We start from the raw sequence: 16,336 nt of genomic DNA on the forward strand, positions 1-16,336 counted from the left end.
GTGACAGCGGGGGGCAGGGTGAGCGGATAAGTCGATCGGGACGGGGCCGGCTCGCGGACTTGGAGCCGAGCGGCCCGGCAGTGGGCCATACTGTTATCGTGAACACAATCGACCAACAGAATAACTGTTGAAGGTATAAAGACAACCGAGTACTGTGAAGGGCCCGCGTCGCTTTTCGTGGCGCCCGATCGGAGAGGCCCATGGGTCAGGACGCGATGGTCACCGCCGCCGACATCGCCCGGCTCGCCGGGGTCGGCCGGGCGGCGGTGAGCAATTGGCGCAGGCGGCACGACGACTTCCCCGAACCCGTCGGCGGCACCGCCACCAGCCCGGTGTTCTCCCTGGCGCAGGTGCAGCAGTGGCTGCGCCGCCAGGGCAAGCTGCGGCGGCCGGTCGATGACGAGCACCTGTGGCAGGAACTGCGGCGCATCGCCGAACGGACCGGCCTGGCCGAGGCGTCGGTGTTCGCCGGGGCCTTCCTGACGTATCTGCACCGCGACCCCGAGGACTGGCGGCGCCTGGCCGCGAGCACGGACCGGGAACTGGCCGCCCGCCTGCCGCGCCGGATCAAAGCCGTGGTCAGGGAGCTGCCGGGGGGAACAGGCCTGGGAACGGCGCCCGGGGCGGCACTGCCGGCCGACTGCATCCCGCTGGTTCGGAGGCTGGCCGCGCTGGCCGAACGGCGCGGGCCGGTGGAGGTCTTCGAGTTCCTGCGCGAGCGCTACCTGAGCCGCCACCGCCGCCGCGTCTACGAGGCGCCCCCGCAGGTCGTCACCTTGGTCTCGGAACTGGCGGACTCGCGGGTGCACACCGTGCTGGACCCCGCCTGCGGCTCCGGCGCCTTCCTGCTGGGAATGCTGGAACGCCCCGACCCGCCGCGGCGCCTGCTGGGACAGGAGGCCGATGAGGCGGTGGCGCGGCTGACCGCCGTCCGGCTGGCACTGCGCACCCCCGGTGCGCGGATCCGGCTCGGGGACGGGCTGCGCGCCGACCGTTTTCCCGACGCCGCGGCCGACCTGGTGGTCACCTGCCCGCCGTTCAACGACCGCAACTGGGGACATGAGGAACTGGCCACCGACCCCCGCTGGCGGTACGGGCCGCCGCCGCGCAGCTGCTCGGAGCTGGCCTGGGCGCAGCATGCGCTGGCCCGCTGCCGGCCCGGCGGCCTGGTGGTGCTGCTGATGCTCCCGGCCGCCGCCCTCCGGCGGGCCGGCCGCCGCATCCGCGCCGAGCTGCTGCGCCGGGGCGCCCTGCGCGCGATCATCGCGCTGCCGCCGCAGGCGGTGCCCGGCATGGCCTGCCATGTGTGGGTGCTGCGCCGCCCCCGCCCCGGGGACCGACCGCCCGGCCAGGTGCTCATGGTGGACGTCTCCGGGATCGGCGACGACTTCGCCGCCCCGGCCGCCAAGCTGTGGCACCGCTTCGCCGCCGCCCCGGAGGCCGACCTGGCCGAACCCGGCCTGGGCGGCGCGGTCCGCATCATCGACCTGCTCGGCGAGGAGGTCGACCTGACCCCCGCCCACCACATCCCCCCGCCCCCCGCCGCACCCGCCATCGAGCAGGTGGCCGAGCTGCGCGCCGAGCTCGGCGGCCGGCTCGGCGAGCTGGCCGCTCTGCTGCCGGAGGTGGAGGCCGGCGGCGAGGGCTTCCCGGCCCCCATGATCAGCCTCGCCGAGCTGGCCCGCCTGGGCCTGCTGCGCATCCTGGGCGCCCTGCCCCCCTCCGGTGCGCCGCCGGCCGGCCGCGCGGAGGAGGACGCGCCGCCGCATCCCGACCCGCCGGTCCTGACGGCCGAGGACGTGGCGGCCGGCACCGGCCCCTCCGGAAAGGCCGATGGGCTGCCGCCCGGCACCCGCATCGCGATCCGGCCCGGCGACGTGCTGGTCCCCACCCTCCTGCACCCTCCCATCGCCCGGGTGGCCGGCGAGCGCGGCGCGGTGCTCGGCCGTCACCTGGCGCTGCTGCGCCCCGACCCGGCCCGGCTGGACCCCCACTTCCTGGCCGGCATGATCCGCGGATCCCGCGGCCACCGGCACCGCGCGGCCCTGTCCGCCACGCTCCGCCTGGACGTCCGCCGGATCGAGATCCCGCTGCTGACCGTCGAGGAGCAGCGCCGCTACGGTGAGGCGTTCCGCCGCCTGGAGGAGTTCACCGCCGCCTTGAACCAGGCCGGCGACCGATACGCCGAGCTGGCCGCCCTCATCGCCGACGGCCTGGCCGACGCCACCTTGCGTCCCCGCGACGACACCCCGCCCGTCCCGGAGGAACGACCATGAACGGCGCGTCTTCCCCGCATCGCCGGCCCCTGGGGGCGGCCCGCTCACGGGCGAGGGCACCCGGCGCGAGCGCTTTGGCCGACATCTGTCACCGCGCGGGTCTACCCTGCGGAGAACGTGTGAAAGCCGTGTAGCCCGGGGTGGGATTGCTTGGACGGTACAGACGGGGTGCGTGATCACAACGGGGCCGCCGGGGCGGCGGAGGGACGGATCGTGGGCCGGGTGCTGGGCACCCAGTCGGCCACGCCGCTGTCGTTCTGGGTGGGGCTGGAACCGGGGCAGGTGGTCCAGCTCGATGAGGTGGTGGCCACCCGCCGGCAGCTGCCGGACGGCGGATCGGTGCTGGTCGCCGGGGTCGTCACCGACGTGCAGGCCAGGCACGAGGGCGCGGCCTACGACTCGGACGTCTTCCTGATCGCCGACGGGGTGCTGCCGGCCCAGGTGGTGGAGTCGGCCGAGGTCACGGTGACGCGCGTGGAGCCGGAACTGTACGTGCCGCCGCTGCCGGGCGCCGTGGCCTACCGGGCCGGCGACCGGGACCGGGAACTGGCGCTGTACTTCGATGTGATGAAGCGGCGGGTTCCGGTGGGGCTGGGCCGCGACGGCGAACCGGTCCATGTGAACCTGGAATTCCTGGACGGCACCCGCGGCGCCCACGTGTCGATCTCCGGGGTGTCGGGGGTGGCGACCAAGACCTCCTTCGCCACCTTCCTGCTGTATTCGATCTTCAACTCCGGGGCGCTGGGCGCCGAGGCCGCCAACACCAAGGCGCTGATCTTCTCGGTCAAGGGCGAGGACCTGCTGTTCCTCGACCACCCCAACAACCGCCTGGACGAGCGGGCCCGCGACGCCTACGCCCGGCTCGGGCTGCCGGCCGGGCCGTTTTCCAGCGTGCACATCTTCGCCCCGCCCCGCCCCGACGACCCCAACGGCGTCCCGCACGTCTCCTCCCGCACCCAGGGCGTCAGCCCGTTCTACTGGACGCTGACCGAGTTCTGCCACCAGGAACTGCTGCGCTACGTCTTCGCCGACACCGAGGACGAACGCGCCCAATACACCCTGCTGATCGGGCAGATCGCCGCCCGGCTGCGGCGGGACGCCCAGCAGGCCGGCGACGGCGGGGCGGTGCGCATCCGCAAGCCCAACGGCGACCTGGGCACGGTGTGCCGCACCTACAAGGACCTGGTCGACCTGATCGAGACCGAGCTGACCGACGAGGACACCCGCGCCGAATGGGCCGGCGGCCTGATGGGCATCGGCACCATCAACGCCTTCCTGCGCCGGCTGCGCTCGTCGGTGCGGCCCCTGGAGGCCATCGTGCGCGGCGACCTGCCCGCCCGCGAGGGCCGCTCCATCAGCACCTCCGACGCCCAGGTCACCATCGTCGACCTGCACAACCTGCCCGAACGCGCCCAGCGCTTCGTGGTCGGCACGGTGCTGCGCCAGGAGTTCTCCCGCAAGGAGAGCACCGGCAGCGCCCGCCCCCTGCTGTTCGTGGTGCTGGACGAGCTGAACAAATACGCCCCCCGCGAGGGCGGCTCGCCGATCAAGGAGATCCTGCTGGACGTCGCCGAGCGCGGCCGGTCGCTGGGGGTGATCCTGATCGGCGCCCAGCAGACCGCCTCGGAGGTCGAGCGCCGCATCGTCGCCAACTGCGCGGTGCGGGTGGCCGGCCGGCTGGACGCCGCCGAGGCCGCCCGCGCCGAGTACGGCTGGCTGCCCCCGGCGGCCCGCGCCCGCGCCACCATCGCCAAGCCCGGCACCATGTTCGTCTCCCAGCCGGAGATCCCGGTGCCGCTGGCGGTGGAGTTCCCCTTCCCCGCCTGGGCCACCCGCCCCGCCGAATCCGACGCCGCCTCCCGCGCGGACGCCCCGCCCGCCCCGCAGGTGCCCCGGCAGGCCGCCGACCCGTTCGCCGGGCTCGCCGAAGACGACGATGTCCCCTTTTGAGATGCCCCCTTTCAACGTGCCCTTGTGATCCCCGACCCAGGAACGAGCCGACATGAAGATCCTGCACACCGCCGACTGGCACGTCGGCAAGGTGCTGCGCGGGCGGGCCCGGGCCGATGAGCACCGGGCGGTCCTCAAGGAGCTGGTCGAGCTGGCCCGCGCCGAGGACGTGGACGCGGTCATCGTCGCCGGGGACGTCTTCGACACCTCGGCGCCCACCCCGCCGTCCCAGGCCCTGGTGATGCAGACCCTCCTGGCGCTGCGGGAGGGCGGACGGCAGGTGGTGGTGCTGGCCGGCAACCACGACGACCCCCGCCTGCTGGATGTGTGGCGGCCGGTGCTGGGCGCCCTGGGCGTTCACGTGGTCGGCCGGTTCCGCCGCCCCGACGACGGCGGCGTGCTGTCGTGGACGACGAGGGCCGGGGAGGACGTCCGCCTGGCGGTGATGCCGTTTTTGTCGCACCGGTTCGTGGTGCGGGCGGTCGAGGCGCTCACCGACACCCCCGACCAGCACAACCGCAGCTACGCCGCCCGCTTCGCGCAGCTGGCCGCCGCCCTGACCGCCGGTTTCGGCGGCGACACCGTCAACCTGGTCGCCGCCCACGGCACGCTGCCGGGCGGCAAGCTCGGCGGCGGCGAACGCGAGGCCCAGACGATCTTCTCCTACTACTTCGAGGCCACCGCCTTCCCGCCCACCGTCCAGTACGCCGCCCTCGGCCACCTGCACCGCCGCCAGCAGATGCCCGGCCCGTGCCCGATCTGGTACAGCGGCGCACCGATCGCGGTCGACTTCGGCGAAGAGCACAACAGCCCGGGCGCGCTGCTGGTCACCGTCGAGCCGGGCAGGCCCGCTCAGGTCCGCGAGGTCACCCTCGCCTCCCCCCGGTCGCTGCGCACCGTCAACGGCTCCCTGGAGGAGCTGGAGGCGCAGGCCGAGAGCCTGCAGGACGCCTGGCTGCGGGTGGTGGTCGCCGAAAAGCCCCGGGCCGGCCTGGCCGACCGGGTCCGCCAGATCCTGCCGAACGCCCTGACCGTCGATGTCGACGAACGGTTCCGCCCCACCGCCGCCCGCCGGGAGGGCGGCGGCGCCGCCCGCGCCGCCCGCACCCCGCGGGAGCTGTTCCGCGACTACCTCGCCCAGACCGGACGCGACGACCCGCGGGTCATCGCCCTGTTCGACCGGCTGCACGATGAGGTCACCGCGAGCGGGGGAGGGGAGGGCTGATGCGCCCGCTGCGCCTGTACCTGGAGAACTTCGGCAGCTTCCGCGCGCCGACCTCGGTGGACTTCCACGATGTGGACTACTTCGTGCTCGTCGGCCCCACCGGCGCCGGCAAGAGCACCGTCATCGACGCGATCTGCTTCGCCCTCTACGGCACGGTGCCGCGCTGGGGGGATGAAAAGAAAGTCGGCCTGGCGCTGGCCCCCTCGGCCACCTCCGGCAAGGTCGCGCTGGTGTTCGAAGTGGGGGACCGGCGCTATGGGATCGTCCGCTCCCTGGTCCGCAACGCCCGCGGCACGGTCGCCACCCGCGAGGCCCGGCTGGATGAGCTCGACCCGTCCGCCGACCCCGCCCAGGACGTCACCGCGCTGCTGGCCTCCCCGGTGCGCACCCTGGCCGAGGGCGACCACGTCACCGCCGAGGTCGAGCGCCTCACCGGGCTGGAGTACAAGTTCTTCACCCAGTGCGTGATCCTCCCCCAGGGCCGCTTCGCCGAGTTCCTGCACGCCACCCCGAGCAAACGCCAGGAACTGCTCGTCCAGCTGCTGGACGCGGGCGTCTTCGACGCCATCCGGCAACGCGCCGTCGAAGAGGAGAAGAAGGCCGCCGCGGCGGCCCAGGCCGCCGAAGACCAGCTGGCCGCGCTCACCGACGCCGACGAGGAGGCCGAGGCGCGCGCCCGGCGCCGCCTGGAGGAGCTGACGGAGCTGGCCGAGCGGGTCCAAGGCTCCCTTGAGCGGCTGCGGGACCTGGACGGCCGCGTCACCGCGGCGGAAAGCGAGCTCAGCGCCGCCGACCAAGCCGTGCGGACACTCGGCACCGTCGCGATGCCCCCGCACGTGCCCACCCTCGCCGACGACCTGCGCGCCGCCACCGAACGGGCCGGGCAGCGGGCCGAGGAGGCCGAAAACCGCCGGCGAGCCGAGCAGCAGGCCTATGAGGAGCTGGCCGCCCTCGGCGACAAGACCGCCCTGACCTTGGCTTTGAAAGCCCACGAAGACCACGCCCGCCTCACCGGCCAGCTCGCCACCGCCCGCACCGGCCACCAGCAGGCCGTCGCGGACGTCTCCCGGGCCGAAGACCGGGTGCGGCAGGCGGAGGCCCGCCTGGAGGAGGCCGAAGCGCACCTGCAACGCGTCCGCGACGCGCACGCCGCCGCCGACCTGGCCCGGCGCCTCACCGTGGGCGAACCCTGCCCGGTGTGCCTGCACCCGGTGGCCGAGCCGCCCGCCCACCCCGAACCGGCCGCCCTCCAGCAGGCCGAAGACGCCGTCCAAGGCCGCAAGGCGGAACTGGAGCAGGCCCGCCGCCACCACCGGCACACCCAGACCGTCGCCGACAAGGCCGAGCAGGCCGTCACAGACCTGACCGGCCGCCTGCAGGCACTGGCCGAGCAGCTCCGCGCCCACCCCGACGCCGCCGAGCTGCGAAAGAAGCTGGCCGCCATCGAGGAGGCCGAGCACGCGGCCCGGCGAGCCCGGCAGGAGGCCCAGCAGGCCCGCGCCGCCGCCGACGACGCCGAACGGCACCGCGCCAAGATCGCCGAAGAGGCCGCCGCGGCGCTGCGGAAACTGGACGCCGTCCGCGACACCCTCGTCCCGCTGGGCGCCCCGCCCGTCGACCGGCGGGACCTGCACGCCGCCTGGACCGCCCTGCTCACCTGGCGGGACCAGGAGCTGCAGCGGCGCCACCGGTCGCGCCGGGAAGCACAGGAACGGTTGGCCGCGGCGCGCGGCGAACGCGACCGGGAACGCGGCGCGGTGCGCACCCTCCTGGAGGAGGGCGGCCTCACCCCGCCCAAAGCGCTGGAACCCGACGCCATCGGGCGGGCCGTGGCCACCGCCCGCGCCCGCGCCGAAAGCGACCTGGAGGGCGTCCGGGAACGGCGCCGCCAGGCCGCCGCGCTCGCCGGCAGGGCCGCCGAGCACCGGGAGGCCGCCCAGGTCGCCCACGAGCTGGCGCTGCGGCTGCGGGCCAACAACTTCGAAAGCTGGCTGTGCGGCGAGGCGCTGGAAGTGCTGGTGAGCGCCGCCTCCCAAACCTTGAAGGAGCTGTCCGACGGCCAGTTCGAGCTGGTGCTGGACGCCCGCAACACCATCGAGGTCATCGACTACGCCGAGGCCGGGATGCGCCGCAACGTGCGCACCCTGTCGGGCGGGGAGACCTTCCAGGCGTCGCTGGCGCTGGCGCTGGCCCTCTCCGAGCAGGTCGCCGGGCTGTCGGCGGGCGCCGCCCGCAGCCTGGAGTCGATCTTCCTGGACGAGGGGTTCGGCACCCTGGATCCGGCGACGCTGGACACCGTGGCCGCCACGCTGGAGCGGCTGGCGACCGCCGGCGACCGGATGGTCGGCATCGTCACCCACGTCCCGGCCCTGGCCGAGCGGGTGCCGGTGCGCTTTGCGGTCTCCCGCGACGCCTCCGGCTCCCACCTGGAGAGGAGGAGTGCATGACCGTCGCTCCCGCCGCGTCCGCCTCGATCACCATCGACCCCTGGGACCCCGGGTACGCCACCTCCTTCACCGCCGAGGCCCTCACCGAGCTGGACGCCACCACCGCCGAGATCGACCTGGACGTGGAGGTCCCGGCCGCCCGCTGGCGCCCCATCACCCCCGCCGTCCCGGCCGCCCTGCCGCGCTCGCTGCTGATCGTCGACGGCGTGCGCCGCATCGAGGCCCGGGTCTGGGTGAGCGACCCCACCGGCGCCATGCCCACCGCCGGGATCGCCGCCTCCTGCGCGGCCGGAGTGGTCCGCTGCGACCTGGACGGTGCCGCCCCGGCGCAACTGGCCGAGGTCAGCGTGCGGCGGTCGCTGTTCACCCCCTCCCCGCATGCCGCCGCACTGCGCACCTGGGCCGGCGCCTACACCGTGCAGCCGGCCCCCGGCGCCGGCGCCGAGCAACTGTCGCTGGCGTTGCAGCGGCAGCTCAGCGAACTGGAGGTGGAGCTGGCGACGCGGCACCGCACCGCCGGCGAGGACGACCTGCTCATCCTCGACGGCCCCTTGCGCGGGCGCGCCCACCTGCCCCGCACCATCGGCTACGTCAAGACCCACCACACCGCCTACCTGTCCGGCCCGGCGGCCTCCGTGCTGGCCTCCCTGGCCCCCGGCCAGCGCACCCCGGTCTTCGGCATGGGCACCAGCTGGCGCCGCCATTCTTGGTATCTGCGCCTGCCGGTCCGCTCGCCCGCCCCCTGGGCCGGCATCGCCCGCTGTGAGGCCGGCGCGGACCTGCCCGCGGCGGAGGTGATCGCCCTGGCCGACTTGAGCACCGTGATCCTGCCGACCCTGGCCGGGGTGGACTACAAGGATCCCCGCGCTCCCCAGAACCTGGTCCCCATCGGCGGCCTGGAAAAGCTCCTTCGCCACCACCTGGGCGACGCCAAACTCCTCTACCGCGCTCTCCGCAGAGCCACCGCCCGGCCCTCGGCCGGTCCGGGAGACGGCGTGCGGCGCGTGTGAGCTCGCCGGGCCCTTCCTTAATTCTCGTCTTCCGAGAATTTGTGAATGAAATCAACTGCTCGCGTGTTGGTCGGACATAGTCCCAATTCTCGGTAAGGCGCTTTGGTGGTATCGGGCGAACTGTGATACCACCAAGGAGCCCATGAGGTGTGGCCGGCCGTATCGGAAACGTTTCGCGTGCCGACGTCTCCGCAAGACGTCCTTGCCGTTGGCGGCGGTGGGAACCCGGCAAAGGCCGCTGACGTTGTCTGAAAGGCCGTCTTGCGGGCCGAGCGCATTGCCGTGGAGGGCGATCCGCCGCGGTGCGCGATCTTCACAGTGCCGGTCGAGCAGACCGGCTGCGCGTCCGCCGCGCCCAAGCATCGGCTGTGACCTGGGCAGAGAGATGTTCACGCGTCAAGCCGATCTTTATGTGAATATAATCGACCAACAACATTCAGGCTAGGAGGCCGCGGTGCAGGACGCGACGGTGACCGCTGCGGACATCGCCCGCCTGGCCGGGGTCGGCCGGGCGGCGGTGAGCAACTGGCGCAAGCGGCATGACGACTTTCCGCAACCGGTGGGCGGTACCGCCACCAGCCCGTCTTTCTCCCTGCTCGAGGTGCAGGCGTGGCTGCGGGCGCAGGGCAAGCTGGCCGGCGCCCCCGCCGACGAGCAGCTGTGGCAGGAGCTGCGCCGGCTGGCCGACTCCACCGACGAGCTGGTGGACGTGCTGATGTTCGCCGGGGCGTTCCTGCTGTACCTGCACCGCGACCGGCGCGGCTGGCGGAAACTGTCGCGCGGCACCGACGAGGAGATCGCCGCCGCGCTGCCCAAGGCGGTGCGCGCCGCCGTCGCCGACCTGCCGGGAGAGCGGGTGCTGCCCGCCGAGCCGCCGTCCTCCTGCGTCACCGTGGCCAAGGGCGTGGCCGCGCTGGCCCGGGAACGAGGCGAGCAGCAGGCTTTCGAGTTCCTCCGCGAGCGTTATCTCGACCTGCACAAGCGGCGCACCCAGGAGACGCCGCCCCAGGTCGTCCGCCTGGTGGCCGAGCTGGCCGGCCCGCGCATCGAGACGGTGCTGGACCCGACCTGCGGATCGGGGGCGTTCCTGGCCGGGATGCTCGCCAAGGGGACGCGCCGGCGGCTGCTGGGCCAGGACGTCGATGAGGCCGTGGCCCGCCTGACCGCCATCTGGCTGGCCCTGCTGGACGCCGACGCCGACATCCGCTCCGGCGACTCACTGCGCCGCGACGCCTTCCCCGGAGAGCAGGCCGACCTGGTCGTCGCCAACCCCCAGTTCAACGACCGCAACTGGGGCTATGACGAGCTGACCACCGACCCGCGCTGGGAGTACGGCCTGCCCCCGCGCACCGAGTCCGAACTGGCCTGGGTGCAGCACTGCCTGGCGCACTGCAGGCCCGGCGGGCTGGCGGTGCTGCTGATGCCCCCGGCCGCCGCCAGCCGCCGCGCCGGCCGGCGCATCCGGGCCAACCTGCTGCGCCGCGGCGCCCTGCGCGCGGTGATCACCCTGCCGCTGGGCGCCGTCCCCAACACCGCGGTCCCCCTCACCGTGTGGGTGCTGCGCCGCCCGGTGCCGGATGAACGCCCGCCCAGCCAGGTCCTCATGGTCGACACCTCCCGCTCCGGCGAGGGCTTTGTGGAGACGGCCGGTCGGCTGTGGCGGCGTTTCACCGACGACCCCGAGGCCGACCTGGACGAACCGGGCGAGGGCCGCGCCGTGCGGATCATCGACCTGCTCGACGACGAGGTCGACCTGACCCCCGCGCGCCACATCTCCCGGCCCACCGCGGCCCCGGCCATCGACCGGGTCGTGAAGCTGCGCGAGGAGCTGGTGCGGCTGCTGGACGAACTGGCCGGCATGGTGCCCCCGGTCGAGCCCGCCCAGCCCGGCTCGGTGTCCGTCGTCACCGTCGCCGATCTGGCCCGGCTGAACCTGCTGGAGATCCGCCAGGCGTCCGGCCGGCCCTCCCCCGAGGCCGCCGCCGACCGGCCGGTGCTGACCGCCGACGACGTGGTCGCCGGCCGTCCGCCCACCGGCGGCCCCGACGACCAGGGCCTCAGCGGCGACCAGCCGGTGGAGCTGCGCCCCGGCGACGTGGTCGTCTCCACCCTGCTGCGGGAGGCCGCCGCCACCATCGTCACCGAGCCCGGCGCGCTGCTCGGCCGCCACCTGGTCCTGCTGCGTCCCGACCCGGCCCGCCTGGACCCCGACTACCTGGCCGGCGTCCTGTGCACCTCGGCCAATCTGCGCCACCACACCTCCATGTCGTCCGGCTACCGGCTGGACGTGCGGCGCGCGGAGATCCCGCTGCCGTCGCTGGAGGAGCAGCGCCGCCAAGGAGCGCTGTTCCGGCGGCTGCGGCAGATCGTGGCCGGGTTGCGCCGGGCCGGCGACCTGGGCGCCGAACTGGCCAGGCTCATCGGCGACGGCCTGGCCGAAGGCACGCTCCGCCCCGTTTCCGCCCCCGGCGACTGACCTGCACCCGGCCGCCGGGACGTCGAAGCCGGCGGCCTTAATGCCGTGCCCGGACGAACCGGCCGGGGAGCCGGGCTTCGAGGGCCGTGACGTGGGCGCCCGGCGAACGCCGCCCCCGCCGCTTTGCGCCTTCACGCTCGGCGTATCACGGCGTGGGCAGATCCCGGCCGGCGAGTACGACTGGCCCTGCACCCCGCCCGGGGCCGGCGCGCCCCGCCGGCTGAGCAGCTCGGCCGGTTTCATCGGTGCCGGCCGAGAGACGTTCCGTCTTTTGCTCCCGCCGCCGGTCAGAACGGCGGGGCCTCGTCGGGGTCGGGGTCGCGCAAAGACGCGCAGACGGCGGCGGCGCGGGTGGTGAGCGGGCCGGAGGCGTCCAGGACCTCGCCGGTGCGGGGGTCGATGAGGACGCCGTCCACCTCGATGGGGCCGCCATGGCCGTCTTCGGCGGGGGTGCGGGGAGCGGGGCACCACTGGGCGGTGGGGCAGCGTTCGCACCAGGGGCCGGGGGAGGCGGCGAACTCGGTGTCGTGCAGCCACGGGCCGGCCATCCGGGTGATCTGGCCGCGGGCGGCCTGCAGCACCTGCGGGTCGGCGGCGTCGAAGGCGGTCAGGTGGGCCCGGGAGGGGGTCAGCACCTCCAGTTCGACGGTGCCCTCCGGTTCGCCGAAGACGCCGTGGGCGATCAGCAGCACCGCCAGCGCCAGCTGGGGCACCTGCGCGAACACCTCCTCCGGGGTGCCCGACGGCGGCGCGCCCGTGGTGGTCTTCTGCTCCCGGTACACCAGCCGGCCGTCCACTCGGCGCAGCAGGTCGGGATGGGCGATCACCAGTACGTCGGCGACCGGGTCGAAGGCGGCCACGACCGGTTCGGGCCGCACCTGGTCGATGCGGCCCGGCCCGGCCAGCGGGCAGGTCGCCAGGTGCGCCAGCAGGTACGGCCTGGCCTGGCGGTATTCCTCGGCGGTCAGCTCCGCGGCGAGCGGGCCGGGCTCGGCGGCCTCGGGGTCGGGCAGGTCGCCGGGTGAGCACGGCCGTCCCCTGCGGTGCGCGGCCTCCAGCCAGCGGTGCACGGCGCGCCCGCGCCGCACCGCCGAGTCGTCGCCGGGGGCGGCGGCGGGCAGGTGGAGCTGCCGCATGTGCGCCCGCGCCGGGCAGACCGCATAGTCGCGGCCGGTGGTGACCGACCAGGTCCGCCGGTGCGTGCCCGCCTCCTCCGCCCCCAGCAGGCCGGGTGCGTGCGGCAGGTCCTCGCAGTGGGCGCGCAGCTTGCACTCCAGGCAGTCCGAGCCCGCCCGCCGCTCGCCGCCCAGCACCACGCCCTGGGCCAGCGGCCGGACCCGCTCCAGGTAGGCGCGCCGCACCCGCTCGGGGGAGTCGTCCAGCAGCACCCGCGGCGGCACTCCCTCCAGCAGGGTGACCTCGACGATCCGGATGCGGGTGGGGGCGTCGGCGTCGTCGATCACCTCCACCGGGACGTCCTGGTAGACGTTGCCGACCGCGCGCCGCCCGGCGGCGGTCACGAACGCCAGCGCCAGGGTGGAGGGGGTGTGCTCGTCCCCCGCCCGGCTCATGCGCAGCCGCCGGAACTCGCGGACGGTGCCGTCCGTGGAGCCGTACCAGCGGCCCCAGGCCGTCAGCATCCGCAGCTCGGCCGCCGAGGCCGACTGCACGATCCGCGGCAGCCGCTCGGGCGCCAGCGCGATGCCCTCGGCCTCCAGCTCGTCGGTGATCCATTCGGCGGCCCGCAGGTAGGCCCGGCAGGCGTGCGACACCCACACGGCGACCCCCGGGTGCACCGGGGTGCGGTTGGCGGCGACGGCCTCTTCGGCGGCCTGCCGCAGGTCCCGGCCGCCGAACTCCACCGCGTCCAGCGCCCGCATCACCAGCCCGAGCGGGAAGGTCTCCAGCGGGGGATGGCGCCGCCGCTCGCGGATCCGGGGCCACAGCCCGGTGCGGGCCTTGAGCGCGGCGAAGTCGGCGCACTGCCGGTCGGTGCGGTCCAGCAGGCTCGCCGACAGCCGGATCACCGCGGGGTCGCCCCGCAGCCCGGCGTGACCGGCCCAGCGATCGTGGCTCATCCTGTTGGCTCCCCAGGGTCGACGGCGACACGCACAGTACAGCACACGTGAACTCAATCAACCATGGATTTTGTGGAAATGATCTGTTTGTCCGTGCCGGATTCCGCCCAGAGCCGATCCGCTGAGGGCGTAGCCCTCTACGCCCTGCCCGCCGGGCTTTTTAGCGTGCCCGTATGGACCTCGTGCAGCTGACCCCTGAGCTGACCTTCCTGCGATTCCCCGTCGGGCACGTGTACCTGTGGCGCGACCCGGACGGCCTGACGCTGATCGACTCCGGCGCGCCCGGCGCCGCGGAAATGATCGCAGAGGCGATCCGGCGCCTGGGGCACCGCCCTGCGGACGTGCGGCGCCTGGTGCTCACCCACGGGCACGTCGACCACGCCGGAGGAGCGGCCGAGATCGCCTCGTGGGGCGAGGTGACCGTGCTCGCCCACCGGGCCGAGGCCCCCGTCCTCCGCGGCGAGCGCCTCCAGCCGCCCCCCAACCTGGCCGACTGGGAACGCCCCATCTTCGAACGGGCCAACGCGCAACTGCCGGCCGCCACCGCCGCCCCGGTGCGGGTGGACCGCGAACTGGACGACGGCGACGTCATCGACTTCGGCGGCGGGGCGCGCGTGGTGGCGGTGCCCGGCCACACCGACGGCAGCATCGCGCTTTACCTGCCCGGCCCGCGCGTGCTGTTCACCGGGGACCTGGCCGCCCGCGACCCGGCCGACCCCGACCCGGACACCCCGGTCATGCTGGGGGTGTTCAACCTCGACACCGCCCAGGCCGCCGCCTCCTTCAAACGCCTGGCGACCCTGGAGGCCGAGATCGCCTGCTTCGGCCACGGCGAACCGGTCACCGCCGGCGCCGCCGCCCGCCTGCAGGCCACCGCCGAACGCCTCCCGGACCCGGCACCCTGAGTGCGCCGAACCTGTGGGGCCGGGCCGCCTCAGCGGGGACGAGATATCTCATCGGAAAGCTCAGTAGGGCTTGACGATGGTGCCGCTACGACCCCAATCCTGGTAAACGGCCCAGTAACTGGCGCCGATGAACGTTCCTTCCAAAGGAAATCGAAATTCGACATCGAGTCGTGCCGGAAGGAATTCATTGGTGACGGTCAGAGTGAAAGTCATCAAGACTCTGCGGTCGGCAAAGAATTTGTAGAAGGGAGCGATCGGGCCATCGTACGACAGCTTTACCGGAGAGGCGCTGCCTCGGTAGGTGTGGGTGCCTTCGTCGCTGGTCCGCTTGAGCTCTGAAGCGTTCCTCAGCAGGGTGGTGATGTTGTATGGCGAAGTCAGCAAGCGAGCTTCCACGGCCAGGTTGAGATGAGGATGTCCTTGGTCGGTCCTGCTGGGATCGATGGGAATTCTCTGGCCGTACCCCGGCACATAACCAGAAGTGCCGACGAGGACTACGCGGGTGGGGAAGCTGTCTTCAAGGCCCGGGTTGGCGTTGTACACGGTCATGTCGTAGTCGGTGGCGGAACCGGGGCGGTATTGCAGGCGTCCGGTGGCTTTGAGATGGTGGGTGCTTTGAGACAGCAGACCTTCGGCTTTGAAAGCGGCGGTTCGGCGTGACGCCATGGCCTGCTCGACGGCGGCTGCGATCTCGGTCGGGGTCCGCGGGAACGAAGGCGCCGAGCGGATGGGCTGTGCACTCGGCTGAGAGGCGCCCGGCGCATCCCGCCTGGACGCAGGAGCCGGAGAGGCAATGGCGTGTGAAGCACGCGGGTCGGACTCGCCGTTGAGAGCGATGGCGCCGCCGGTGAAGGTCAGCAGGGCGACGGTCGCCGCGACGCCGGTGAGGACGGCCCACTGCGGCGGGCGGCGGCCGGACGGCGGGCGGTCCAGGCGCAGCGTGGTCCAGCGGGCGGTGCGCTCGTCGGCCAGGGCCTGATCGTCGGCGGCGGCCAGGGCGCGGCCCTGTTCCAGGGCCTGGGCGGCGGGGATGGGGCCTTCGGTGTGCTCCAGCAGGCGCAGCAGCACCTCCCGGCTGTCGGGGCGCTTGGCCGCGTCCCGCGACAGGCAGTCGGCGACCAGGTCGCGCAGCGGGCCGGCCAGGGCGCCCAGGTCGGGCCTGCCGGTCATGATGCGGTTCATCACCGCCGGGATGGTGTCCTGCCCATAGGGCGGACGGCCGTTGGCGGCGTAGACGATCGTGGCGCCCCAGGCGAAGACGTCGGCGCGCGGCCCCACCGGCTCGCCGGCCAGCTGCTCGGGCGCCATGTAGGACGGGGTGCCCACCACGGTGCTGGTGGCGGTGACGGTGGCGTCCAGGGCGCGGGCGATGCCGAAGTCGATGACCCGCGGCCCATCCGGGCCGAGCAGCACGTTGCCGGGCTTGAAGTCGCGGTGCACCACTCCGGCCTGGTGAATGGCGGCCAGCGCGGTGGCGGTCCCGACCGCCAGCCGGTACAGCGCCGGTCCCGTCAGCGGCCCGTCGCTTTCGACGGCCTCCCGCAGCGACGGGCCGTCGATGTACTCGGTGACGACGTACGGGGCGCCCTCGTCCTCCCCGTCGCCGAGGATCCTCGCGGTGCAGAACGGCGAGACCCGCCGTGCGGCGGCGATCTCCTTACGGAAGCCGTCCAGCCGCGCCCGGTCGTGCAGCAGTTTGATCGCCACGCGTTCGCCGGTCTCGGCCAGGTAGACCACGCCTTGCCCGCCCTCGCCGAGCCGGCCCACCAGCCGGTGCCCGCCGATCCGCTCGGGGTCGCGCGAGGTCAAGGGCAGGACGGGCACGGGACTCCTTCGTTCGTCGGGGGAGGGCTGGTCGCGGGCGTGTCGTGCCGGCCCGCTGTCGGTGGGGCATAGGCAACCACGAGGTACATGTGAATGCAATCAACAGATGTCGGGCTATCGGGTCGAATCGACCGCTTTGAGTGCT

Annotated in this window: 9 protein-coding genes; 7 read left to right on the plus strand and 2 right to left on the minus strand. The window is 73.8% G+C overall.

Going from position 1 to position 16,336, the window contains the following annotated elements; genetic code table 11:
• Positions 1-200: 200 nt before the first annotated feature.
• The 6 genes from TCUR_RS09435 (at position 201) to TCUR_RS09460 (ending at position 11,384) form a co-directional block, all read left to right on the plus strand.
• Positions 201-2,276: an N-6 DNA methylase gene (locus TCUR_RS09435; RefSeq protein ID WP_012852265.1), complete on the plus strand. Its 2,076-nt coding sequence runs from the start codon at positions 201-203 to the stop codon at positions 2,274-2,276.
• 150 nt (positions 2,277-2,426) lie between these two features.
• The gene (locus TCUR_RS09440) at positions 2,427-4,226 is read left to right on the plus strand and encodes an ATP-binding protein (protein WP_217265463.1); all 1,800 of its coding nucleotides are present in this window, start codon (positions 2,427-2,429) and stop codon (positions 4,224-4,226) included.
• A 52-nt stretch (positions 4,227-4,278) separates the two neighbouring features.
• Positions 4,279-5,451, plus strand: a complete 1,173-nt coding sequence (locus TCUR_RS09445; RefSeq protein WP_012852267.1) for an exonuclease SbcCD subunit D — start codon at positions 4,279-4,281, stop codon at positions 5,449-5,451.
• Entirely contained in the window at positions 5,451-7,898 is a 2,448-nt protein-coding gene (locus TCUR_RS09450) for an AAA family ATPase (RefSeq protein WP_012852268.1), read from the plus strand. The genes TCUR_RS09445 and TCUR_RS09450 overlap by 1 nt, the downstream gene beginning before the upstream one ends.
• The gene (locus TCUR_RS09455; protein WP_012852269.1) at positions 7,895-8,908 is read left to right on the plus strand and encodes a hypothetical protein; all 1,014 of its coding nucleotides are present in this window, start codon (positions 7,895-7,897) and stop codon (positions 8,906-8,908) included. The genes TCUR_RS09450 and TCUR_RS09455 overlap by 4 nt, the downstream gene beginning before the upstream one ends.
• 454 nt (positions 8,909-9,362) lie before the next feature.
• Positions 9,363-11,384 (plus strand): N-6 DNA methylase, encoded by a 2,022-nt coding sequence (locus TCUR_RS09460; protein ID WP_012852270.1) that lies wholly within the window; start codon positions 9,363-9,365, stop codon positions 11,382-11,384.
• Between the two features lie 287 nt (positions 11,385-11,671).
• Here TCUR_RS09460 and TCUR_RS09465 read toward each other — a convergent pair whose 3' ends face one another.
• A complete protein-coding gene (locus TCUR_RS09465; RefSeq protein WP_012852271.1) occupies positions 11,672-13,462 on the minus strand; it encodes a PD-(D/E)XK nuclease family protein in 1,791 nt (596 codons plus the stop codon).
• 173 nt (positions 13,463-13,635) lie between these two features.
• On the opposite strand from TCUR_RS09465, the gene TCUR_RS09470 reads away from it, so the two are divergent.
• The gene (locus tag TCUR_RS09470; protein WP_012852272.1) at positions 13,636-14,367 is read left to right on the plus strand and encodes an MBL fold metallo-hydrolase; all 732 of its coding nucleotides are present in this window, start codon (positions 13,636-13,638) and stop codon (positions 14,365-14,367) included.
• Positions 14,368-14,427: 60 nt separating this feature from the next.
• On the opposite strand, the gene TCUR_RS24870 is transcribed toward TCUR_RS09470, so the two are convergent.
• The gene (locus TCUR_RS24870) at positions 14,428-16,191 is read right to left on the minus strand and encodes a serine/threonine protein kinase (RefSeq protein ID WP_012852273.1); all 1,764 of its coding nucleotides are present in this window, start codon (positions 16,189-16,191) and stop codon (positions 14,428-14,430) included.
• Positions 16,192-16,336 lie beyond the last annotated feature (145 nt).

It is taken from the genome of Thermomonospora curvata DSM 43183, from assembly GCF_000024385.1.
Taxonomy (GTDB): Bacteria; Actinomycetota; Actinomycetes; order Streptosporangiales; family Streptosporangiaceae; genus Thermomonospora; species Thermomonospora curvata.

Bases quoted from the DNA above. Each gene is read 5' to 3' on its own strand.
- TCUR_RS09435 (WP_012852265.1), top strand. From the start codon at position 201: ATGGGTCAGGACGCGATGGTCACCGCCGCCGACATCGCCCGGCTCGCC.
- TCUR_RS09445 (WP_012852267.1), top strand. From the start codon at position 4,279: ATGAAGATCCTGCACACCGCCGACTGGCACGTCGGCAAGGTGCTGCGC.
- TCUR_RS09450 (WP_012852268.1), top strand. From the start codon at position 5,451: ATGCGCCCGCTGCGCCTGTACCTGGAGAACTTCGGCAGCTTCCGCGCG.
- TCUR_RS09455 (WP_012852269.1), top strand. From the start codon at position 7,895: ATGACCGTCGCTCCCGCCGCGTCCGCCTCGATCACCATCGACCCCTGG.
- TCUR_RS09465 (WP_012852271.1), bottom strand. From the start codon at position 13,462: ATGAGCCACGATCGCTGGGCCGGTCACGCCGGGCTGCGGGGCGACCCC.
- TCUR_RS09470 (WP_012852272.1), top strand. From the start codon at position 13,636: ATGGACCTCGTGCAGCTGACCCCTGAGCTGACCTTCCTGCGATTCCCC.